Raw genomic sequence first — 22,621 nt, 5'->3', positions numbered from 1 at the left:
GATGAGCCTCACACTCCTGTTTTCCGCCCCGGATCGTATTTGGCCTGATTATGAAGCCGCTCTTCCAAAGGCGCTGGCCGCGGCAGGGATTGAGGCCGAACTCACGCGCGAGGCTTCGCCCGAGACGGTGGATTACATCGTCTATGCGCCCAACGACGAGCTCACGGATTTCACACCCTTCACTCATGCCAAAGCCGTTCTGAGCCTCTGGGCGGGTGTGGAACGGATCGCGCCGAACAAGACGCTCACCCAGCCGCTGTGCCGGATGGTCGATGACGGGCTAGCGCTCGGGATGCGGGATTATGTGGTGGGGCACGTGATGCGCTATCACCTCGGGATGGACCGGCATATCCATGGGCTCAAGGGCGTATGGGACCACCTCACGCCACCGCTCGCGAAGGATCGGCCAGTCACGGTTCTGGGCTTGGGCGAGTTGGGGCAGGCCTGCGCGCTTGCACTGGCTGGACTTGGCTTCAAAGTCACCGGTTGGTCTCGCCGTCCGAAAGAGATCGAAGGTCTCACCTGCGTGTCCGGTCCTGAAGGGTTGAAGAAGGCGCTTGCCACGGCGGAAATCGCCGTGCTGCTGCTGCCCAACACGCCCGCAACAGAAAACACACTCAACGCAGAGACCCTCGCGCTCATGCCTAAAGGCGCGTGTATCGTGAACCCCGGTCGCGGGACGCTCATCGACGATGAGGCTCTGTTGGTCGCGCTCGACAGTGGTCAAATCGGGCACGCGACGCTGGATGTGTTCCGTGTGGAGCCGCTCCCGACAGATCACCCCTACTGGAGCCATCCACACGTCACCGTGACCCCGCACATCGCAGCGGAGACGCGCGCGAACACGGCGTCTGAGGTCATTGCAGAGAACATCCGGAGGAGTGAGGCGGGTGAGCCTCTGCTCCATCTCGTCGACCGGACGGCAGGCTATTGATTACTTGAGGATCGGCGGCGCGGACGGGTCCATGCCCGGCGCGGACGGTCCGTTGGTCTCAAGCGGCTCCGGCTCCGGCAGGTCAAAACGTAGGCCATAACGCGCGAGCGGGGCGCACAGCGGATCGGACGACTTGAAGAACGCCACGTCGAGCGCACCGGCCTCCACGCCGGAGAAGATCAGCGCCTCGGACACGAGACGCGCCAACACATCCTCTGAGCCCGGAATCTGATCAACGAAGGCCAAGAGGTGTGACCGCACACCATCCTCGTACTTCACGCCGGACAGGTAGCAAAGCTTCGCCAGGCCCGCCGCAATCGCGAGTTTCGCGTCGAGAGCGGTGATCAGGATTTCCGGCAGCCCTGCTGGCGGGAAAATCTCTTCGGGCTTCCCATGGGTCTCGGTCGGCGCGTTGCCCAAGGTCGCGTGGAGCCATTCGACGGCCTCGGACGGCAGGAGCATTTCAGACGGCGCAACCGACAGGTTCAACCCGAGACCATAGCCCGACCCAGCAAGCATTTCTGCAAGGACACGACCGGACATCGCCGCATAGGGCGCCTGCCCAGCGAACTCCGCCAAGCGCTGTTCGCGGTCGAAAGCCACGAGGAAATTGTTCTCCTCGACTGGAAACACACGCGGGCTGATCGGACCTTCGCCATCGTGTTCCTCGTCGAGCAGGAGAAACCACTCCCCGTCTGCCACGCGCTCGAAATATCTCAGGCGGGCGTTATCATCTTCCGGCGCGGCTTCCATAGCCGCATGGGCGAGATCGACGGGGGTCTGTTCGGTCATAGCAACTCTCTTACTCGGCGGCGCAGTTCCGGCAGCAGTTCTGCTTCGAACCACGGATTTTTTCTTAGCCAACCCGTATTGCGCCACGACGGATGAGGCAAGGGAAAGACGCGCGGCGCAGTGGCGCGCCAGTTCCGCACGGTGTCGGTCAGGGAGGTCTTTACCCCCATATGATAGCGGATGGCATGGAGGCCAACGGGGAGGATGAGGTCAATGCCGCCCAGCTCCTGCATCACACGATCATGCCACGTCTCGCGACACAGCTTCGGCGGCGGAATGTCCGCACCTTTGGCATCATATCCCGGAAAGCAGAAGCCCATCGGCACAATGGCTATTCGGTCCTGATCGTAAAACGTCGCCTCATCCATCCCGAGCCAATCACGCAGGCGGTCGCCGGACGGGTCGGTGAAGGGGCGACCGCTCTCATGCACCCGCGCGCCGGGGGCCTGCCCTGCGATCAAAATCCGCGCATTGGGGCGGAACCACACGACAGGACGCGGGCTATGGGCCGTCGCGGTCTCCCGAAAGCGGGTTTCACAGAGGCGGCACGCGCGGATGTCCTGTTCAAGCGTCATGGCGGTGTTTTAGTGCGTCATGCGACCAATGGCCACTTGACTCATTTCTATATTTCTAAAATTATCAAAATATAAATTCAGGAGAGTCGCATGTCCGTGCCGCATTTTGACGACATTAGCCTCGCTGAGGCCGCAAGCACCTTTGCCGCCTTGGGATCGGAGCAACGCCTCATGGTCCTGCGCACCCTTGTGCGGGCGGGGCCGGAGGGCCTCACCATCGGCGAGCTTGGCGCGCGGACGGGCATCACAGGGGCGACCCTCACCCACCATATGAAGACACTCGCCGCGACCAAGCTGGCGAAGCAGGTCAAACAGGGCCGGTCTGTTCTCTGTATCGCGGCGGATTACCGCGAACTCGACACGCTCGTCTCCGCCCTTCTCTCCGAATGCTGCGCCGATTGCGTCGCGCCCGATTGCTCCACCGAGGACCATTGCCATGACTGATCTCACCCAAACCCCGCCGCGCCTGCCGCAGATTTGGAAGAAGCTCGACAAAGCGCTGCTCGTGACGGCGGTGATCCTCGTAATCGTGGCGATAATGGACCCCGCAAACCTCTGGCCTACAGCGACGTTCACGGCAGAGGCGCTCTGGCGGGCCGCGCCGTTTGTGCTCTTCGCTATCATCGCGACGGCCTATGTGCAGGCGTCTGGGGCCGAAACGCTTTTGACCAAGGCGTTCGAGGGGCGCGAGGTGCATATGATCTTCGCGGCAGCAATCGTGGGCGGCATTTCCCCGTTCTGCTCCTGTCAGGTGATCCCGTTTATCGCTGCGTCGCTCGCTGTGGGTGTGCCGCTGTCAGCCGTCATGGCCTTTTGGCTCGCCTCTCCGCTCATGGACCCCGCGATGTTCCTGATCACGGCGGGGGAATTGGGCATGGACTTCGCTGTGGCCAAGACCGTGGCGGCAGTGACCATCGGATTGATGGGCGGGTTCGGCGTCAAACTTCTGGGCGGCACCGCGCTCTTTGCCGACCCGCTCAAAGAGTTCACCAAGCCGTCCTGCTGCGCCACCTCCGGCCTGCGCGGACAAGCGAACTGGACCTTCTGGCGTGACAGCAAACGGATTGAGACTTTCAAATCCAGCTTCGTGAAGAACCTGCTGTTCCTCGGAAAATGGATGCTCGTCGCCTATATCCTCGAGAGCATCATGCTCTCCTACCTGCCTGCCGAGATGATTGCGTCCGTGATGGGCGGCGAAGGCCTCCGCCCGATCCTCATCGGCGCGCTGGTCGGCGCACCCGCCTACCTCAACGGCTTCGCCGCTGTGCCGCTCATGTCCGGCCTTATCTCGCAAGGCATGGCCCCGGGCGCGGCGATGTCCTTCATGATCGCAGGCGGCATCTCCTGCATTCCGGCGGCTGTAGCAGTTTGGGCCCTCGTGAAACCCCGCGTGTTTGCGGCCTACATCGGATTTGCGCTGATCGGGGCCTTTCTAGCAGGGTTGGTTTGGTCGCTTTTCTGAGAAAGCTGGAAACAAATCTAATGGTAAGCACGCTCATATCTTGCCCGCGCTTACCCGTACCCACGTTACCGAAGGCAGCACTTTAATCGTTACTCGTTTGACGCCGACTGGAACGTATAGGCGCCTCTGATCACCGCAATACCAGCAAGCAGCACGAGATAGGTTTTCACCCCCATCTCGATCAAAAGCTCGACGAACGACATCCCTGACGATTGAAACGGAAATGCGCCTAGCGCAATGGCCGCAGAGACAAACGACAGCATGAGGATCGCGACCCAGCTCACAAGAACAGTTCGTGTATTCAAGTAAATCGAACCAACTCCGACTGCCAACCCCGCGTAAAGAAGTCCGGCTCCCAATGCGCTGACAATGGTGCTCCACGAGAGTGTTCCGTGCCAGACTGTGTGAGCACAGAACACGACGCAGGCGAACACAAGAAATATGATGACCCATTTCCAACTAATAGGTTCAGGTTGCCTCATTTCGTGTCGCACTTCTCGTTTTGCCTGCTCAGCCGAGCGCTTTCACCCAAATTACCTGTTACCGCAGCGAGAGCTGTAGCGCCACTGATGCCTGCACTGATAAGCGCCTTCTGGTGAGCCTCAGTCGGTCGCTTTTCTGAACAATCCTGCATCAAAAAGCCCTGTGAGCGCTCTCGGGGGCGTCCTGTGCTTGCTCTGCGGTTTCAGTTGCACTATTCCCGAGCCGAAAAAAGAACAAGGCTGCGGAGGGCGCCCCGAATGTACAGGGTCTGGAACTTTATTACCAACTACTCACTATTGTTGATTTTCGGCGCCATTATTGCGCTGATCTGGGCGAACGTGGATAGCCATTCCTACCACGCTTTTGTGGAATTCCCGATTGCGGAGAACTTCTTCATCGGTCACCCGCATATGGATGATCACGGGCATGTTCACCGGACTCTGACCCTGCATTACCTCTTCAACGACGTGCTGATGGCCTTCTTCTTTGCAATCGCTGCGAAAGAGGTGTGGGAAGCGGTCATTCTCAAGAACGGCTCCCTACGCGGCAAGAAAGCGGCGACCCCGCTCATCGCGACGGCTGGCGGCATGTTTGGCCCGATCGCTGTATATCTCGGCCTCGCCATGGTTCTCGGTTCCGACACCTACGATGCGGTTGCCAATGGCTGGGCTGTGCCGACCGCAACGGACATTGCGTTCTCCTATCTTGTGGGCCGGATCGTCTTTGGCGCGGGTCACCCCGCTGTGCGCTTCCTGCTGCTCCTCGCGATTGCCGATGACGCGGCTGGCCTCGTGATCCTCGCGATCTTCTACCCGAGCGGCGAACTGGCTGTTCAATGGCTCCTTCTGTCCGTCGGCGCCGCGATCCTCGTGTTCCTGCTGGCGAACTGGCTGCCGCGCAAGATGGACGCGGGCAACCAATTGCGCCCGACATCCACATGGGTGCGTCAGAAGCTCGGCTTCTGGCCGTATCTGATCGCAGCGTGCATTTCCTGGTATGGCTTCATGCGTGCGGGGATCCACCCTGCTCTGGGACTTCTGCCCATCGTGCCGACCATTCCGCACGCGGACCGCGCATTCGGCATCTTTGCCGAGGCGGAAGAGCATCTCCACGACCTGCTCAACGACATCGAGCACCGCCTGAAAACGCCGGTGGAAGTCATCCTGTTCTTCTTCGGCCTGCTCAACGCGGGCGTGGAATTCAATGCGATTGGAGAGCCGACCTGGCTCGTTCTCGGCGGTCTTCTGATCGGCAAACCGGTCGGCATCCTGATCATGGGGGCGCTAGCGGCGCATGTCTTCAAGCTCGGGCTTCCGGCAGGCATGCGCACAATTGACCTCTTCGTGATCGGCTGTGTGGCAGCAATCGGCTTTACAGTGTCGCTGTTCATCGCGTCCGTTGCCTTCGACGCAGACACGATGCTCGGAGAGACACCGGTTCAGGCCGCGGCGAAGATGGGTGCGCTCTTCTCCTTCTTTGCCGCGATCATCTCCATCGTGGCGGGCAAACTCTGCCGCGTGCAAAAGCAAAACATCTGACCCAATCGTGATCAGACGTCCGTGATTTAGACGGGGCCGAAGCAATACACTTTGGCCCCGTTTTTCTTTAAAGAGTTACTTGGCGAGGCACCCAAGATACCGGTCCGCGACATAATGTGGCCTGAATAGTTTTGTAGACACTCGTTAAGAAAAACCCGCTAGGTGTGGCCGCAGGCAAATCAGGGCAATTGGTGATGCTCGAATTCGACAATGTGAGTAAGTCCTTTTGGACCGGAAAGCAGCGCAAGGTGATCCTTGATCGCGCGTCTTTCCGTGTCGAACTCGGACACTCGCTTGGCATTCTCGCCCCGAACGGAACCGGCAAAACCACGATCGTCAACATGATGAGCGGCCTGGAAAAACCCGACGAGGGCGAAATTCGTCGCGGCTGCCGCATCTCTTTTCCGCTCGGTTTCATGGGCGGTCTGGTCGGGAAGCACACGGCGCGCGAAAACGTGCGCTTTATCGCAGAGCTCTATGACCTCGACCCGGATTACGTTGAGGCGTTCTGTCGCTGGCTCTGCGATCTTGAAGAATACTTCGAACGCCCTGTGAACCAATACTCATCAGGCATGCGCTCGCGCCTTTCTTTCTCGCTGCTACTGGCGCTCGATTTCGATATGTATTTGATCGATGAGGGGATGCCCGGAACTGCGGACGTGAACTTCAACCGAAAGGCGGGGTCGATTCTTCGTGAGCGCCTCGAACGGACCACGATGATTGTGGTATCGCACAACCCGTCGACACTTGAGAAATTCTGTCGTTCCGCAGCCGTGCTCAGAAACGGACGCCTGTATATGTTCGACACATTGGAAGAGGCCAGAGCTCTCTATGACTACAAAGAAGGTTAAAGCCCCAAAATTCCGAGTGCGTCGAACGCCGCGCAGCGCCACGCCTGCACCTGAGGTGCAGGAGGGAGAGGTTCTGCCGTCCGACGGCGCCGCCGCCGAGGCAGCGGACAAGCCCTTTGACACTGATGCGGGCAGCGACGGGTTTGGTGATGCACCCTACCCCGGATCGGCTGCCGCGGACGCTTTGAAAGCCAAAAACAATGGTTCTGGCACGACAGAGAGCGAGCCGGAGGATGAAGACGAGATCAACGCAGAGATTGATGCGATTCGCCGAGAGGGTCTCACCGGACGCCAACTGAGACTGGCGCGCCGGATCGCCCAGATGCACGACATTGTGGCCACGTCGGATTTTGACGCGGTGCGCCTCTTGCGTCGTGCAGGCATCGATCCGTTCAAACAGGGCGCAGTGCTCGATATGATTGCAGCGGACGACGCGGAAAGCGGTTCCCGCGAGGTCGCAACAACGAGCGCCGATAAGGTCCCCGGGCCCGTCACAGGGGCGTCGCCATTGCTCTCCGACGACGTGTTGGAACGGCTGTCGAATGAAGACGAAATTTGGAAAATCCAGCGCGACATCGCGAACCGACGCAAACGCAAATTGCTGCTTCTTGCGGTTCGCCTATTTGTCTTTATCGGCATTCCGACCCTCGTGTCGGGCATCTATTTCTACAATATCGCTGCGCCGATGTACGGGACCAAATCCGCTTTCGTGATTCAACAGGCGGAAGCGCCATCCGCGACCATGAGCGGGCTGGGCGGCATCATTTCGGGGTCGCCGCTGGCCACGTCACAAGACTCGATCACCGTGCAGGACTATTTGACATCGCGCGACGCGATGCTGCGCCTTGATGCGGATGCGGGGTTCAGAGAGCATTTCTCCTCTGAGGCCATCGACCCGATCCAACGTCTGCCGGAGAATCCGACCAACGAAGAGACCTACAAAGTCTATAAGAAGCGCGTGACCGTCGGATATGACCCCACTGAGGGGCTTTTGCGGCTCGAGGTTGTGGCCGGCGATCCGGAAACGTCCCAAGAATTTTCCGATCTTCTCGTGGCATATGCCGAGGAGCAGGTGGACGATCTGACGCAACGTCTACGCGAAGATCAGATGAAGGGCGCCCGTGAGAGCCTCGAAGATGCCGAAGATAAAATGATCGCAGCACAAGAGAGGGTGATTTTGCTGCAAGAGCAGCTCGGGATTTTCTCTGCGGACGCGGAGACATCTTCGATCATGTCGCAAATTTCAGGCTTTGAATCACAGCTCCAGAACAAGAAACTCGCGCTGCAGCAGCTCCTCGACAACGAAAACCCAAACCAGGCGCGTGTTGACGGCACACGCGGCGATATTCGGCGACTGGAATCCCTCATCACGGATCTGAGAAGTTCCTTGACCGAAGCCAATAACGGCTCCGCGTCGTTGGCACGCATCACAGCAGAACTGCGCATGGCAGAGGGTGAACTCACCACTCGTCAACTGATGGCACAGCAGGCGCTTCAGGCGCTGGAGGCGGCTCGGATCGAAGCCAACCGTCAGGTGCGGTATCTGTCGCTCTCCTCACGCCCAGTTGCACCGGACGAGCCGACCTATCCGCGCAAATTCGAGAACACGCTTTTGGCGATGCTGATCTTTTCCGGCATCTACCTCATGGCCGCACTCACAGCCGCCGTTCTGCGAGAGCAAGTCTCCGCATAAAGACCGGATCAACTGTCGCGGGCCACTTCGGCCTGCGACAGAATGTCAATCTGCGCCCCCGACGGAAACCCGCATCTGCGACGTATCTTTTACATGAAAGATGCGAACACAGAGAAGGGCGCAGAGATGAAACGGTTTACTTTCCCCGCAATAATGAGCGCCGCACTCGCGGCCGCGTTCCCCATGATGTCCTTGGCTCAGGGGTTCGGCGAAGACTTCATGATGAACTGGGATCTCAATGAGGATGGCCAGGTCACGCAGGACGAAGTGCAGGAGCGCCGTGGCGATCTTTTTTACATGTTTGATGCGGACGAAGACGGCCGCCTCAATGACGAAGAATACGCGACCTTCGACGAGACCCGCGCACTGGATCGCCAGATGCATCTGGAAGAATACGGCATGACCGCAGGGCCGGGCGCAGGCAACGGACCACAAGGCCAACCCAAGCTCGGCAAAGGCCCACAAGCCCAACAAGCGCGCAACGGCTTCGCCGCCGGAATCGATCAGGTTCAGGGGTCCATGACTCGTCTCGCCAATGATCTCGACGGCAACGGAGTCGTCACCCGCGAAGAATTCGTCGGGAACGGCGCGCAATGGTTCTCGCGTATGGACCGTGATCAAAACGGCCTGATCACCCTCGACGACTTTGGTCAATAAAATCAAAATCCATGAGACAATCAGTGTCCGCCCTGTGCTGCGGGCACCGGTATTCCATTCCCGCACCCGCCGCAAAAAATAAGTGATAAAGAGTCGCACATTTTGTCGAAAAAGGGGTTGCACGTCCGCCGTGGACGGACTAATTAGCGCCCCACGTTGGGGTGTAGCCAAGTGGTAAGGCACCGGTTTTTGGTACCGCGCACCGTAGGTTCGAATCCTACCACCCCAGCCACTTCCTCCTGCACCAAAGAAACAAGGCCCGACGGACCAACCCCGCCGGAAAATGCCCCTGTTTTATGCCCCTGCTCAGGAGCTCACGCTTCTACCCGTCTTCTCTTGAGCCTCCCCATTTGAACGGGTCCACCCCTATGTTTAGGAAATGGAGGACCAGCTATGGCAAACAAGCGACCGAAGCCGGAAGAGATTGTCTCGAAATTACGGCAAGTTGAAGTATTGATGGTGCAAGGGATGCCCCGTCTGGATGCGATCAGACAGATTGGCGTTGTTGAACAAACCTATTACCGCTGGCGCAGGCAGTATGGCGGAATGGGCGTGGATCAACTGAAGGAGCTGAAGCGTCTGCAGAAAGAGAACGAACGGTTAAGACGGGTTGTTTCAGATCTGACGCTCGACAAGCTCATCTTGACGGAGGCCGCAAAGGAAAACTTCTAAGCCCGCCCGTCGTCGTGCTTGCATCGACCATGTCCGCTCTCGGCATAGCGTTTCGGAACGGCGTGTGTGCCGGGTGCTGGGGCAACATCGTTCGACACAGAGGCGTATTCCTCAGGGGCGCGCCGATGAAGGCAGACTTGTCGCCGACATGATTGAGTTGGCCCGCCAATACGGACGCTACGGCTACCGCAGGGTTGCCGTGCTTCTCAGAGAGGCTGGATGGTCTGTCAGTGATGGACGTGTCGAGCGGCTGTGGCGACGGGAGGGGCTTAAGGTTCCGCCGAAACAAGCAAAGAAAGGGCGGCTCTGGCTGAACGATGGGTCGTGCGTCCGATTGCGACCCGAACATCGCAATCACGTTTGGAGCTATGACTTCGTGCATTGCCGAACCGATGACGGCAAGGTCTTCCGGACGCTGAATGTCATCGATGAATTCAGCCGCGAATGTTTGTCGATCAAGGTGAAGCGCAAGCTGAACTCAACAGATGTCATAGATGTTCTCACAGACCTCTACATCTTGCGGGGCGCACCGGCCTTCATTCGCTCGGACAATGGACCTGAGTTCGTCGCGCAGGCCGTCAGAGACTGGATCGCAGCCGTCGGTTCGCAGACCGCCTACATCGAGCCAGGCAGCCCTTGGGAGAACGGACACTGTGAAAGTTTCAACGGGCGGATGAGAGATGAACTGCTCAACGGGGAAATCTTCTACTCGCTAAGAGAAGCGCAAATCATCATCGAAGAATGGAGGAAGCACTACAATACCAAGAGGCCTCACAGTGCCTTGGGCTATCGCCCGCCAGCACCTGAGGCCGTTATACCCTTGGCCCAGAGGCCGACAATGCACTAACAATCAACTTGGACCCGTCAAATGAGGCAGCCCACTTCGATCTCTCGAGAAATAAGGATCGCGCTTTCTTCGGTAACATGCATTGCCGTCTATGAATTAGGCATAAACATTTGGTTTTCTACATTTTTTAGAGAAGCACAGGCGGATCTTCATAATCGTCAGGTTCGAACTTGGTGGTCCGAATTTAGAAACCTGTCCAAAGAAGATTGGGTGAGATTTATCGTTGGGGTATCGCTGGTCCTTGCGCTACTCTCCATCCCATGGCCAGATTACATCACTCGTCCTGATTTATTTTCCATTGCGATTGTGGCACTGGCACACGGGGTATTTTGGGTATTTTGGGGGTGGAGGCAAACCCGATTTGAACCACTGTTAACCCTTCGCCTGGAAGCAGCAAAAACAAATGGTGATTTACTTGTCGGGATGTCGATGATCCGTAGTTTCGTGTATGCGATAATGGCGGTGGTAGTGGATGCTGCCTCGGGCTTTCTATGACCACTTTGGTCGACATAACTTGTGTCCTGAAACGAAAGTGTCGATAACTCAACTTCTTTAAAGCTGACTCACCCGTTCAGTAAGCGCCCGAATTTTCAAAGCCGTAGTGCTACCGCCACACTACTCCCATTGGGTTATCCGGTTTGACAGCTGAGAGGCTGGTTCCTGCCCACCCAGTGTTGGAGGAGGTGTTCCGAGAGCTCCCGGGGTCCGGTCCACTGTTTCCGGGGTTGAAGGTCGGGGCGGTGACCACACGGTTCGCCAAGGTCAGGAAGCAACGCGAACCTGTCGGATCGCATCCACAAGTGACGTGCCTTGACCATCAAGCACCTCAACCTGACGCAGCTTCGTGACAAATTCCTTTGGATTGTGCCGCTTCGTAGCCATCTTGGCACTCCGTTTTCCTAAACATTGCGGTGGACCACGTCAGTGGGGAGGACCAGTGCTGTTGTGCAACTCTCGCTCATTGTCATTGTCCGCAAACTTTGCATCGATCTGGATACGGACCGCCTCGAAAACTTCGACAAATTAGCAGCGAGGGCAGAGCGGGTTCGCAGGACTTTGCTCATTGCCCAAGTTTGGTGGCAACCAAGCTCACCACAGTTTTCAAGAATGACTCCGGAATATTCACTTTTTCTGATAGCATCAAAGGCACGAATGGTTCCGTAAGCTTGGGAGGGCGCATTACGATGAACTGGAGCAAAATATCACAAATTTTCGCCGCATTGAGTTTGATAAGCTGCCCGGCGTTCTCTGAGAGCGCGGGTGAGAAGGAGTACATGGTCGCCTGCGCAGGTTGCCACGGGGAGAGCGCGATGGGGGATGGGCCTCTTGCTGAACTCCTGAACATCTCCACCCCAAACCTGATGCAAATCTCGCAAGCAAACGGCGGTAGTTTTCCTTTCGAAACGGTGCTGGCTACGATCGACGGCCGAGACAATGTTCGCGCACATGGAAGTACTATGCCGGTCTGGGGAGAGCGCTTTCAGGTCTCGGCAACAAGCCAGCGTGGAGAGACAGAAGAAATGGTCGCCCGGGGACGCATTCTCTCTCTCGTATTTTACCTGCAATCCATCCAGCAATAGCCACTAAGAGGCGCGCTGCGTTTCGTTCAACCGCTTCGTCCATTTGGCAGACATAAACATTCGCAGGGGCGAAGTGGGTGAAGTCAGACGGATTCGAACTCGTCTCCGCTTGGACAAGATAGCGACACTTATTCAGCGCAGAGGCCGCGCGGTTCAGTATGAAATGTGGGCTTAAGGAAAGGCAGTGCTCTGCCTTGAACAGAATGTACACGGCGCAAGGCGACGAGACCGTCTTGGCCGCCATAGCCGAGTATGAAGGTGGTCTCTCACGGGCCAGGGCTGAGGATCTCGCCGCCCAGTGCCAAGGGCTCGCTGATGCAGCCGCCTACTGGGCGTGGTTGGCGGACTATGTGATCCACAAGCGGATACCCCGCTAACACACTCCTCGGCGGGCCGGAGGGTTCGCCGGGGGGGGGGGACACTTCGCTTTCTTTTTCGTGCCTGAGCCCATGTCGGCTGGTCGTTAGAAAAAGCCACCCGAGGCACCCGAAATGCCCCGAACGAGTTTGGCCGGGGCATATCTAAGGTTTGGTCTTGTGAAGCGTTGCTCAGCGTCCCGTAATGCCCGGGAACATGATGAGCATCGCTAGGGCCAAGATTTGCAGCGCTATGAAGGGCAGCAGCGACCGGAAAATCTCTCCGAGGCTGATATCTGCTGGCGCAACCGACTTGAGATAGAAGGCGGCGGGACCGAAGGGTGGCGACAGGAAGCTCACTTGCATGTTCATGCAGAACAGGACACCGAACCACACCGGATCGTAGCCGAGATCAACGATGATCGGCACAAAGACAGGCATGGCGAGAAGTGCAATGCCGACCCAGTCGAGGAACATCCCGAGCAAAAAGAGGATGGCCATCATGAACAGGAGCACATGCAGCGGGTTGTCAGAGATGTTGGCAACCAGCGACTGGATGAAGGCGAGGCCTCCCATCAGGTTGAACACACCCACAAGCGCAGAGGCCCCGATGCCGATCCAGACGATCATCCCGACGGTTTGAAGCGTCTGGAGCGCGGCGCCTTTCATAAGGCCCCAAGAGAACTCTCCGCGCAGCATGGTCGATAGGATGACCCCGAGCACGCCGACGGCGGAGGCTTCGGTCACGCTGGCGATGCCACCATAGATGGAGCCGAGCACACCGATCACGACGAGGATCGGAAGGATCAGACCACGCAGAAGCTTGAGCTTTTCCGACATGGGGGTGTCATCATCCACCGGCAGCGCAGGGGCAACCGACGGGTTTAGGTAGGCGCGGATGAGCACGTAGGTCACGTAGAAACCTGCGAGCATCAGACCAGGCAGGAATGAAGCCGTGAAAAGATCACCGATCGAGACGTTCGCAGTCAGGCCGTAGATGATCAACACGATAGACGGCGGCACCATAGTGCCGAGCGCCCCACCCGCACAGACCACACCGATTGCGAGACGGCGGTCGTATCCAAGGCGCAGCATCTGCGGCAGCGCGATGAGGCCGAGCAGAACGATCTCGCCCCCGATAATTCCGGACATAGCCGCGAGAATGACGGCGACGAAGATGGTCTGGATGGCAACGCCACCGCGAAGACGTCCGCCGACGAGCTTCATCGCGTCAAAAAGATCGCGAGCAATGCCGGATCGGTCGAGGATGGACGCCATCAGCACGAACATCGGCACGGAAACGAAGACAAAGCTCGACACGAACGAATAAACGCGGCTGGTGATGAGCGGCACGGCCATCGGGCCAAACCATCCGAGCGCAAAGATGAGCGCGACGAGCAAAGTGACGAAGGCGAGCGGGATGCCGGTGATCAGCAGCAATAGCAGCATGCCGAACATCATATAGGTGGCCGGTTCGACCCCGAGCGCCTGCAAAGATCCAAAGAGTTCCATGGTTAGCGCTTCCCTCGGTAGTAGTTGACGGCAAGGATCAGGAACTGCACGGCCATGACCGTGAGAACCGCGAGCAGAAAGATTTTCATGACACCGGGATAGACGGGGTCCCAAGCGCTCCCCGAGCGTTCGAGACGGAACTCGCCCGACGGCGTGAAGGCTGCGCGTTGAACCATGATCCACGCCGCATAAGCGAACATCGCGGAGGACAGCGCGCAGATGATGGAGATGACGACATCGAGCCACCGGCGCGCGCGTTTCGGGATCGCGTCATAGATCAGCACGACACGGATGTGGCTGTCACGGGCGACGCAGTAGAGGCCACCATAAACGAAGGCCACCCCGCACAAGAAGATGGTCGTCTCATGCGCCCAATTCGTCGGGCTGTTGAAGAAGTAGCGCAGGACCACCTCCTGAATCAGGATCAGCATCGCGACGACAATACCCGCCGCAAATACCAGCCCCCCGGACGAGATCAGACGCCCGAGCATGCCGGCCTCACGCACGGGCGCACCCGTTTCGCGTGGTGCCTCGTCAATCACACTGTGTTGAATATTTTCCTTGGCGGTGCCCATCGGATGCCTCCACATCAAAAGAAGGGGCGCCCCCACAAGGAGCCGCCCCTTGGATCAAGTCCAGCTTACATTAGACCTTTTTCGGTGAGATATGCGGTCAGAGCGTCATAGACCTTCTGAGCATTCTCAGAACGTTCTGCGACTTTCTGCCATTCACCTTGAGCGATCTGGCGGAACTTGGCGCGCTCTTCTGCGGACCAGTCGTGGATCGTGACCTCGCCGGAGGCGCTCGCCTCTTCGACAGCAGCTTCGTCAGCCGCACGCAGCGCGGCAACCTGCATCGTGGAGAACTCCTGAACGGAGGCTTCGAGCGCGGCCTGCTGCTCTTCGGTCAGGCTGTCCCACTTGCGCTTATTCATCGAGATTTCGACGAGTGGCATGGAGTGGAAACCCGGGTAGACCGGATGGGTCGCTACGTCGTGCATCCCTTGAGCGTGGTTGGTCGAGAACACGGTGTAGTCGGCCGCGTCGATCACGCCTTTGTCGAGCGAGGTAAAGACCTCGGACCCCGGCAAGTTCACAGGTGCTGCGCCAGCGGCGGCGAAGACCTGCTGAACAAGGCCCTCGGGCGCGCGCATTTTGAGACCTTTCAGGTCGTCGACGCCATCGAGCGGCACTTTGGACACGAACGCTTCGAGGCCCGGCGTGGTCGCGCCGATGAACTGGAGACCGTAGGGGTTCTCAAGTTCGTTCATGAGTTCCTTGCCGCCGCCTTCATACATGAAGTCGAGCATCTCTTCGGGCTTGCCGTAGGCGCCCACAGGGTTGGCGATCAGACCAAATGCCGGATCTTTGCCTGCGAAATAAGAGGTGTCGGTCACGTGGCCATCGAGGATACCCGCTGCAATCGCGTCTTGGGTTTCGTTGTGTGCGACGATGGACTCAACCGGCAGCAATTCGACTGCGATGGTGCCACCCGTTTTCTCGAGAACGCTCTCCGCCCACTGCTTTTGCAACAGGAAGTTCGGGTTGCCCGCAGGATCCGAAGATTGGAAGCGCAGGGTCATGTCCTGAGCCATTGCGATGGTGGATGCGCTCATCAGGACCAGAGCGGCGAGACTAAGTGTTTTCATGGTTTCCTCCCAGGATTGAATAAAGGATCACGCTTTCAAGATTGAACGCGTGACGAAGTCTTGTGCTGTATCGGCCAACGGGCCGAGGGGTTGCGTGATATCGAGGGTGAGGACGTCCTCTCCCGCGGGTGGTTCGAGATCTGCGAGTTGGCTGTCGATCAGGCTCACCGGCATGTAATGCTCTTCCCGAGCGGCCATGCGCGATGCGATCAGATCGCGATCTCCCTGCAGATGAATGACGTCGATGGGCCCGAGCCGTTCGCGAAGCCTGTCGCGATAGGCCGATTTAAGCGCCGAGCATGCGATGACCGACGGTTCGCCGGTCGCAATCGCGCCTTCGGCCACACGGTCGAGCCAGGACCAACGATCATCGTCAGTTAGAGCCGCGCCGCTGGCCATCCGAGCGATGGCATCCTGCGAATGATAATCGTCCGCCTCGATGAATGGACGGTGCAGGCGATCTGCCAAAAGCACGGCAAGCGTGGACTTGCCCGTTCCGCAAATACCCATGACCAGAATATGCCGCACTGTTTTCCTCCCGTTCGTGCCGCCATTTGTTAAATGACAGCGCTGTCATTTCGGTTATTGTTATTGACAGCGCTGTCATCCGTCAACGATTATCTATTCGTGTCGAAAGAGGCGGTCAGAAACGTGCCAAAACATTCAAAACGCGTAACTCTTGAGGATGTCGCCCGCGCGGTTGGCGTCTCAACTATCACCGTGAGCCGCGCGCTAAGACGCCCAGAAATGGTGTCAGAGGGCCTGAGAACACGAATCACGACTGCCGTTGCAGAACTCGGATATGTGCCCGATCCGTCCGCGCGCGCGCTCGCCTCGCGCCGGAGCAACGTCATCGGGGTTCTCATCCCATCAGTGACGAACAACGTTTTTGCGGACGTTCTCTCGGGCCTTTACGACACAGTCACGGGCACGCCCTATTACGTGCAGCTCGCCAACACGCGCTATATCCCCTCGGTCGAGGAGGATTTGATCCGGATCTTCCTTAGTCAGCGTCCGGCAGGGTTGATCGTCGCAGGCATTGATCAGTCAACTGCCTCGCGCGCCCTCTTGGAACAGGCGGATTGCCCTGTGGTGCAGATCATGGACGTGTCGGACACCCCGGTAGATATGATCGTCGGCTTCTCACACCGAGACGCTGCGCGTGCCGCGACCGAGCATCTCTTTGCGCGGGGCTATAAAGCGCCAGCCTTTATCGGTGCGCGTATGGACCCGCGCTCTGAACGCCGCCTCGCGGGGTTTAGCGACGCGATCAAGGCCGCAGGCCCGAACGGCACGCTGAGAAAGATTACAACCGCTGAACCGTCCAGCACGCATCTGGGGAGCGAACTGTTCGACAAGTTGATGGAGCTCGAACCGGAGACAGACGCGATCTTCTGCAACAACGATGACCTCGCCCTCGGCGCTCAGTTCGCGGCTCAGAGGCGTGGGCTCACGATCGGACGGGATATCGGCATCTGTGGCTTCAATGATCTCGAGGTGATGGGCGCCGCCTACCCTTCAATCACCAGTATCCGCACTTTTCGCCGCGAAATGGGGGAGCTGGCCGCGCGCAAAATCCTCGCACGGCTAACTGAAGAGGACGCGGGGGAGCCAATCATCGATCTCAAGTGGCAGCTCTGTGCAAGAGACAGCACCGACCGAAGCTAAAACGCCCGACATCGTTTGGCCTTTCTTCCCGTGCTTCCTTTGGAGGCGCCTCCGAAGGCGCGGATAGCACACGCAGAATAGCCTTTCGCACCTGCGAAAGAGAAACGTATCCACCAAAAACCCTGCAGATTACGAATCACTGAAAAGCTGATTCGAAAACGCACCTTTCGCCCCTCAGACGGCAGCACACGCACTGAGCTCCCCACGGATCGCACAGGCCTTGTGCACATTTTTAAAGCACAATGGGAACGATCCGAGGGTGAAAATGCGACCATTTGTACCATCACGTCGCAATAATACCTGCAAACTGCCTCAAGTTTTCTGCCGCAAAATCCAGTCTCAGAAAAAACTCTCTGATCGCTTTCGAAAATTGAGCGTAATGTAAGAGCAGCACACCTGCCGGCAACAACATCAGGGAGAATGAGGGTGCAAGACACCTCTTCAACTCATGACGCGACAGGTGCGTGCGGGAACGCTGTTTCCATGCAACGCACATCCCCGGGCCTCTTTTCGGCCCGGATCAGTCGTTTGTTGTTCGCTGACGCCCGGGCACGAGGCCGAATGCCGCGCCTCGGAGAAGCCCCGGACCGTGAGCCGCCCTGCGCTGCCTGCCTGTAATGCCCCTTTGTGTTGCGAAAGCAACGCGCTGATCACCTAGCCTTCTCAACCGTTCCTGAACGGCCAAAGAGCGCACTTCCTGCCACACGCAGCACCCGAGGTACATTTCCATGCGTGATACAATCGACATCCCTGCTCTCGTCGCACGCCGCGAGGCCTACAAAAGCCTTGAAGCCCCTTTCTATACGTCCCAGGACGTCCTCGACCTCGACATCGAGGTGATCTTCGGAAACCACTGGATCTTCGTTGGAACTGATCCGGAACTGCCCGAGCCGGGCGACTGTATCACGGTCGAAATCGGTCCGGTCTCCGTTCTGCTTCTGCGCGGCGACGACGAAGAAGTGCGTGGCTTCCACAACGTCTGCCGTCACCGCGGCGCGAAGCTCGTTGATCAGAAATCCACCACCATCGGCAACATTGTCTGCCGTTACCACGGCTGGACCTACAACGAGGACGGCGAACTGATCCTCGCCGAGCACATGGGCAAGGACTTCAAAAAGAACTGCCACAACCTGCGCACCGTTCACGTTCGCTCTATCGCTGGCCTGATCTTCATTTGCCTCGCCAAAGACGCGCCTGCGGATATCGACAACATGGTCGAAACGATGAGCAAATACATCGCTCCGCACGACATCAAGAACACCAAGGTCGCCTTCCAGTCCGAACTGATCGAAGACGGCAACTGGAAGCTCACGCTCGAAAACAACCGCGAGTGCTACCACTGCGAGGGCAACCACCCGCAGCTGACCGTGCCGCTCTCCGAATTCGGTTTCGGCTTCTCTCCGGACGAACTCGACGAGCGCCGCGCAGACGATGTCAAAAAATACGAGCAAGAAGTGACCGAAAGCCACGCTCGCTGGGAAGCCTGTGGCCTGCCGTCCGCAGAAGAACAGCATCTGTCCGACGTCACCGGCTTCCGTACCATGCGCCTGCCGCTGATGTGGGAAGGCGAGAGCCACACCGTCGACACCAAAGTGGCCTGTAAAAAGCTGCTCGGCGACTTCAGCCGCGAGACGACCGGTGCAAAACTTGGCGGTCTGAGCTTCTGGACCCACCCGAACTCCTGGCACCACTTCATGTCCGACCACATCGTGACCTTCTGCGTGCTTCCGATCTCTCCGGGCAAGACGCTCGTTCGGACCACTTGGCTCGTCCACAAGGATGCCATCGAGGGAGAAGACTACAACCTCGACAACCTCACGCAGGTTTGGACCTACACCAACCAGCAAGACGCCGATCTTGTTCGCCTGGCTCAGATGGGCGCCGAAATGTCCGGCTATCAGCCTGGCCCGTACTCTCCCTACACCGAGCCGCACGTCGAGTCCTTTGCAGCATGGTACATTGACCGTCTGAAAGACCACTTCGCGAAAGGCGAGACCCAAAAGGTGGCTGCGGAATGAGTGGTCCGAGCAACGAAAAACTGACCGAAGCAACGGGCGTTCCGCTGTGGGATTCGGAGGTAGACGACACGCTCGTCTGCCGCCAGGTCCGGCAGGAAACGCATGACGTGAAGACCTTTGTCTTCTCGGCACGCGAACCGCGGGACTTCCGGTTCTACCCGGGCCAGCACATGACCTTCGAACTGCCGGTCGACGGCATGGTCACGCGCAGCTACACGATCTCCGCTTCTGCGGCGCGTCCTTACCGGATCGAGATCACGGTCAAACGCGTTCCGGGCGGACCGGGCTCCAATTGGCTGCATGACAACATGCTGCCGGGCAAAGAGCTCACTGTGATCGGCCCATCGGGGGACTTCACCACGGACGCCAACGCGGAAGAGAAACTCCTGTTCATCTCCGCCGGCAGCGGCATCACGCCGCTCATGTCGATGACCCGCACGGCCTGTGACCTGTCGGAGCCCTACGACCTGCATTTTGTCCACGCGGCACGCACTCCTTCGGATCTGATTTTCCGTAAAGAGCTCGAGCTTCTGGCGATGCAGAACCCGACCCTGCGTCTCGCTCTGACGGTCGACACGGTATCTGCAAGCCACGCCTGGAGTGGATATGTCGGACGTCTGAACATCCAGATGCTCTCCATGATGTCTCCGGACTACAAAGAGCGCAAAGTGTTCTGCTGTGGTCCGGCGCGTTTCATGGAAGGCGTGCGCGACATGCTCCGCGAAGCCGGCTTCAACATGGACCACTATTACGAGGAAAGCTTTGATTTCGGCGCAGAAACAGCCGGCACAATCGAAGAGCCCACATCGGCACCGGAGATCAGCGGCGAGACGTTCCGCGTGAGCTTTCCGAAAACCGGCCATGTGGTTGAGGTCAGCCCCGGCATGACCATCCTCACCGCTGCGAAAGAGGCCGGCCTGCTGCCGATGTCCTCCTGCCAGCGCGGCATCTGCGGCACGTGCAAATCGAAACTTCTCTCCGGCGAAGTCGACATGCAGCACGGCGGAGGCATCCGCAAACGCGAGATTGATCAGAGCAAAATCCTGATCTGTTGCTCCACGCCGCTCACAGACGTCGAGGTCGAAATCTAAGACCTCGATCATTGTCACGCGCACCAGTTTCAACCGCGCTTTCCCGAACGGTGCGCGTGACAATCGTATTCATACAAGGGTCCGAAAAGAGGCCTTTAAGCGGGGCGAACCCGTACAACCAACAATGGAGGGATATCCATGACTGATTCCAAAGATCCGGAACAAACGCCCTACGAGGCGCCGCCGGAAAGTGTCATCGACACAGATTATGATATCGGCCAGGACAACATTGAAGGAACCTTTGGTCCATTCGGCTTTGACCTGCACAATCCGGTTTTCCCCGTCTCGGCTCTCGCCGTCATTGCCTTCGTGGTCTTCACATTGCTCCTGCCGGAACAGGCTGGAAGCATGTTCAGCGCGATGTTCTCCTTCGTGACGAAAGGGTTTGACTGGTTCTTCTTGGGCGCAGCAGACATCTTCGTCATCGTCTGCCTTGTCATCGTTGTCAGCCCCTATGGCAAAATTCGCCTCGGCGGCCCTGACGCGAAACCCGATTTCACGTACAAAAGCTGGTTCGCCATGCTCTTCGCCGCGGGTATGGGCATCGGCCTCATGTTCTACGGCGTTTCCGAACCGCTGAGCCACTTCTCCTCTTCCATGGGTGGTATCTCCGTCGGTGAAGACGGCGTTCGCACCGACTGGGCGCCGCTCGGCGCAGCAGGCGGCAATGAAGCTGAAGCCATCCGTCTCGGCATGGCCGCGTCCATCTTCCACTGGGGTCTGCACCCTTGGGCGATCTACGCAATCGTTGCTCTGAGCCTCGCACTCTTCTCCTACAACAAGGGCCTCCCGCTCACCATTCGCTCCGCGTTTTACCCGATCTTCGGTGAGCGCGTATGGGGCTGGCCGGGACACATCATCGACATCCTCGCCGTGTTCGCGACCCTCTTCGGTCTCGCCACCTCGCTGGGCCTCGGCGCTGCGCAAGCCAACTCCGGCTTCAACAAGCTCTTCGGCATGCCGATCAGCGACACCTCGCAGGTGCTTCTGATCTGCGGCATCACTGCAATCGCTCTGTTTTCGGTCATCCGCGGCCTCGAAGCAGGCGTGAAGCTGCTTTCCGAAATCAACATGGGCGTCGCCTTCCTGCTTTGGGCCTTCGTGCTGATCGCCGGTCCGACCCTCCTGTTGACCACCGACATCCTGAGCTTCCTCGGCGCTTACCTGCAGTACTTGCCCTCTCTCTCCATGCCTGTCGGCCGTGAGGACGTGAACTTCGCTCAGGGCTGGACCTCCTTCTACTGGGCTTGGTGGATCTCCTGGTCGCCGTTCGTGGGTATGTTCATCGCCCGCGTTTCCCGTGGCCGCACCGTGCGCGAATTCATCATTTCCGTGCTGATCGTGCCGTCCATGGTCTGTGTGCTCTGGATGTCCGTCTTCGGTGGCGCAGCCATCAGCCAGGTTGTCCGTGATGGCTACATGGCCGTGACCGAAGCTGCACTTCCGCTTCAGCTCTTCACCATGTTGGACGCAATGCCCCTGACGGCGATCACCTCCTTCATCGGGATCGTTCTGGTCATCGTGTTCTTCGTGACATCGTCTGACTCCGGCTCTCTCGTGATCGACACGATCGCAGCGGGCGGCAAAGTCGACGCTCCGGTGCCGCAGCGTGTGTTCTGGTGCGTGTTCGAAGGAGTGGTTGCCATCGTGCTTCTGCTCTCCGCAGGTGGTCTGGGCGCATTGCAGTCCATGGTCATCTCGACCGGCCTGCCCTTCACCGTGGTCCTTCTGGTCATGTGTGTCGCGATCTGGCGCGGTCTGGCTTCCGAGCCTCGCTAACTTCCGAGGGCGGTCCCAGCCCTTCCCTTGCGCCGCCAGATGACTTGTCGTCTGGCGGCTCTTTTATTCGCTCCTCCTCCACAGTCTGCACATGAGGTCCCCATGGCCGACCGCATCTTCATCAGCAATCTTTGTCTCTACGGCTTTCATGGCGTCATGCCGGAAGAGAAACGTCTCGGTCAGAGATTTTATATCGACCTCTCCTGCGAGATCGACCTCGCCCCAGCTGGGCAGGCAGATGACTACGGGCTGACCGTGTGTTACGATGCCCTCTGTAAGCTGGCGCAAAATACCTGTGAGAGTGGGCCATACGATCTGATCGAGACGCTCGGCGAGCGGATTGCCCAAAACATTCTCGAACAGTTCTCTGCGATCCGAAGCGTGCGCGTGACGGTTCGCAAGCCATCCGCACCGATTCAGGCGACGTTGGATCACGTCGGCATCGAAATCCTGCGACAGCGCTAA

23 protein-coding genes and 1 tRNA gene are annotated in these 22,621 nt (G+C 58.4%); 17 read left to right on the top strand and 7 right to left on the bottom strand.

All coding sequences use genetic code 11. The features are described 5' to 3' along the window. Position 1 precedes the first annotated feature (1 nt). Positions 2 to 934 carry a 2-hydroxyacid dehydrogenase gene (locus tag LA304_RS03690; RefSeq protein WP_224501770.1) on the top strand — a complete coding sequence of 311 codons (933 nt, stop codon included), beginning with the start codon at positions 2 to 4 and terminating at the stop codon, positions 932 to 934. Here LA304_RS03690 and LA304_RS03685 read toward each other — a convergent pair whose 3' ends face one another. Further along, positions 935 to 1,726, bottom strand: a complete 792-nt coding sequence (locus tag LA304_RS03685; RefSeq protein WP_224501769.1) for an SseB family protein — start codon at positions 1,724 to 1,726, stop codon at positions 935 to 937. Next, entirely contained in the window at positions 1,723 to 2,301 is a 579-nt protein-coding gene (locus LA304_RS03680) for a uracil-DNA glycosylase family protein (RefSeq protein ID WP_224501768.1), read from the bottom strand. The genes LA304_RS03685 and LA304_RS03680 overlap by 4 nt, the downstream gene beginning before the upstream one ends. Before the next feature lie 90 nt (positions 2,302 to 2,391). On the opposite strand from LA304_RS03680, the gene LA304_RS03675 reads away from it, so the two are divergent. Both LA304_RS03675 and LA304_RS03670 read left to right on the top strand, forming a co-directional pair. Continuing rightward, positions 2,392 to 2,745: an ArsR/SmtB family transcription factor gene (locus LA304_RS03675; protein ID WP_224501767.1), complete on the top strand. Its 354-nt coding sequence runs from the start codon at positions 2,392 to 2,394 to the stop codon at positions 2,743 to 2,745. Then, positions 2,738 to 3,763, top strand: coding sequence for a permease (locus tag LA304_RS03670; protein ID WP_224501766.1), 1,026 nt, complete (start codon positions 2,738 to 2,740; stop codon positions 3,761 to 3,763). The genes LA304_RS03675 and LA304_RS03670 overlap by 8 nt, the downstream gene beginning before the upstream one ends. Positions 3,764 to 3,852: 89 nt before the next feature. Here LA304_RS03670 and LA304_RS03665 read toward each other — a convergent pair whose 3' ends face one another. Continuing rightward, positions 3,853 to 4,068: a hypothetical protein gene (locus LA304_RS03665; RefSeq protein WP_224501765.1), complete on the bottom strand. Its 216-nt coding sequence runs from the start codon at positions 4,066 to 4,068 to the stop codon at positions 3,853 to 3,855. A gap of 435 nt (positions 4,069 to 4,503) precedes the next feature. Here LA304_RS03665 and LA304_RS03660 point away from each other — a divergent pair, with 435 nt between their 5' ends. The 9 genes from LA304_RS03660 to LA304_RS03620 all read left to right on the top strand — a co-directional run bounded on the left by LA304_RS03660 (position 4,504) and on the right by LA304_RS03620 (position 12,461). Continuing rightward, on the top strand, positions 4,504 to 5,784 hold the full coding sequence (locus LA304_RS03660; protein WP_224501764.1) for a Na+/H+ antiporter NhaA: 1,281 nt from the start codon (positions 4,504 to 4,506) through the stop codon (positions 5,782 to 5,784). A 194-nt stretch (positions 5,785 to 5,978) separates the two neighbouring features. Beyond that, positions 5,979 to 6,635 (top strand): ABC transporter ATP-binding protein, encoded by a 657-nt coding sequence (locus tag LA304_RS03655; RefSeq protein WP_224502472.1) that lies wholly within the window; start codon positions 5,979 to 5,981, stop codon positions 6,633 to 6,635. Further along, entirely contained in the window at positions 6,616 to 8,328 is a 1,713-nt protein-coding gene (locus tag LA304_RS03650) for a capsule biosynthesis protein (protein ID WP_224501763.1), read from the top strand. The genes LA304_RS03655 and LA304_RS03650 overlap by 20 nt, the downstream gene beginning before the upstream one ends. Before the next feature lie 93 nt (positions 8,329 to 8,421). Beyond that, positions 8,422 to 8,985: a hypothetical protein gene (locus LA304_RS03645; RefSeq protein ID WP_224501762.1), complete on the top strand. Its 564-nt coding sequence runs from the start codon at positions 8,422 to 8,424 to the stop codon at positions 8,983 to 8,985. Positions 8,986 to 9,142: 157 nt separating this feature from the next. After that, positions 9,143 to 9,217 (top strand) — tRNA-Gln (locus LA304_RS03640). 161 nt (positions 9,218 to 9,378) lie between these two features. Continuing rightward, a protein-coding gene (locus LA304_RS03635; protein WP_224501761.1) for an IS3 family transposase occupies positions 9,379 to 10,504 on the top strand; the annotation gives its coding sequence in 2 pieces (ribosomal slippage) (positions 9,379 to 9,647 and positions 9,646 to 10,504; 1,128 coding nt in all). A 21-nt stretch (positions 10,505 to 10,525) separates the two neighbouring features. Next, on the top strand, positions 10,526 to 10,999 hold the full coding sequence (locus LA304_RS03630; RefSeq protein WP_224501760.1) for a hypothetical protein: 474 nt from the start codon (positions 10,526 to 10,528) through the stop codon (positions 10,997 to 10,999). 581 nt (positions 11,000 to 11,580) lie between these two features. Further along, complete coding sequence (locus LA304_RS03625; protein WP_224501759.1) at positions 11,581 to 12,084, top strand: c-type cytochrome; 504 nt, start codon at positions 11,581 to 11,583, stop codon at positions 12,082 to 12,084. Between the two features lie 203 nt (positions 12,085 to 12,287). Further along, a complete protein-coding gene (locus tag LA304_RS03620) occupies positions 12,288 to 12,461 on the top strand; it encodes a hypothetical protein (protein WP_224501758.1) in 174 nt (57 codons plus the stop codon). Between the two features lie 171 nt (positions 12,462 to 12,632). On the opposite strand, the gene LA304_RS03615 is transcribed toward LA304_RS03620, so the two are convergent. The 4 genes from LA304_RS03615 to LA304_RS03600 form a co-directional block, all read right to left on the bottom strand. Further along, entirely contained in the window at positions 12,633 to 13,952 is a 1,320-nt protein-coding gene (locus tag LA304_RS03615) for a TRAP transporter large permease (protein WP_224501757.1), read from the bottom strand. Between the two features lie 2 nt (positions 13,953 to 13,954). After that, a complete protein-coding gene (locus tag LA304_RS03610; RefSeq protein ID WP_224501756.1) occupies positions 13,955 to 14,527 on the bottom strand; it encodes a TRAP transporter small permease subunit in 573 nt (190 codons plus the stop codon). Positions 14,528 to 14,592: 65 nt separating this feature from the next. After that, positions 14,593 to 15,600, bottom strand: coding sequence for a TRAP transporter substrate-binding protein (locus tag LA304_RS03605; protein ID WP_224501755.1), 1,008 nt, complete (start codon positions 15,598 to 15,600; stop codon positions 14,593 to 14,595). Between the two features lie 27 nt (positions 15,601 to 15,627). Then, on the bottom strand, positions 15,628 to 16,128 hold the full coding sequence (locus tag LA304_RS03600) for a gluconokinase (RefSeq protein ID WP_224501754.1): 501 nt from the start codon (positions 16,126 to 16,128) through the stop codon (positions 15,628 to 15,630). Positions 16,129 to 16,251: 123 nt separating this feature from the next. Here LA304_RS03600 and LA304_RS03595 point away from each other — a divergent pair, with 123 nt between their 5' ends. The 5 genes from LA304_RS03595 (at position 16,252) to folB (ending at position 22,621) form a co-directional block, all read left to right on the top strand. Then, on the top strand, positions 16,252 to 17,268 hold the full coding sequence (locus tag LA304_RS03595; RefSeq protein ID WP_224501753.1) for a LacI family DNA-binding transcriptional regulator: 1,017 nt from the start codon (positions 16,252 to 16,254) through the stop codon (positions 17,266 to 17,268). A gap of 728 nt (positions 17,269 to 17,996) precedes the next feature. After that, on the top strand, positions 17,997 to 19,286 hold the full coding sequence (locus LA304_RS03590; RefSeq protein WP_224501752.1) for an aromatic ring-hydroxylating oxygenase subunit alpha: 1,290 nt from the start codon (positions 17,997 to 17,999) through the stop codon (positions 19,284 to 19,286). Then, the gene (locus LA304_RS03585; protein ID WP_224501751.1) at positions 19,283 to 20,377 is read left to right on the top strand and encodes a hybrid-cluster NAD(P)-dependent oxidoreductase; all 1,095 of its coding nucleotides are present in this window, start codon (positions 19,283 to 19,285) and stop codon (positions 20,375 to 20,377) included. Before LA304_RS03590 ends, LA304_RS03585 begins: the two co-directional genes overlap by 4 nt. Before the next feature lie 138 nt (positions 20,378 to 20,515). After that, positions 20,516 to 22,156 (top strand): BCCT family transporter, encoded by a 1,641-nt coding sequence (locus LA304_RS03580; RefSeq protein WP_224501750.1) that lies wholly within the window; start codon positions 20,516 to 20,518, stop codon positions 22,154 to 22,156. A 102-nt stretch (positions 22,157 to 22,258) separates the two neighbouring features. Next, the gene (gene folB, locus LA304_RS03575; protein ID WP_224501749.1) at positions 22,259 to 22,621 is read left to right on the top strand and encodes a dihydroneopterin aldolase; all 363 of its coding nucleotides are present in this window, start codon (positions 22,259 to 22,261) and stop codon (positions 22,619 to 22,621) included.

It is taken from the genome of Celeribacter litoreus (assembly GCF_020165855.1).
Classification (GTDB): domain Bacteria; phylum Pseudomonadota; class Alphaproteobacteria; order Rhodobacterales; family Rhodobacteraceae; genus Celeribacter; species Celeribacter litoreus.
This window is presented reverse-complemented; position numbering and strand designations above follow the sequence as displayed.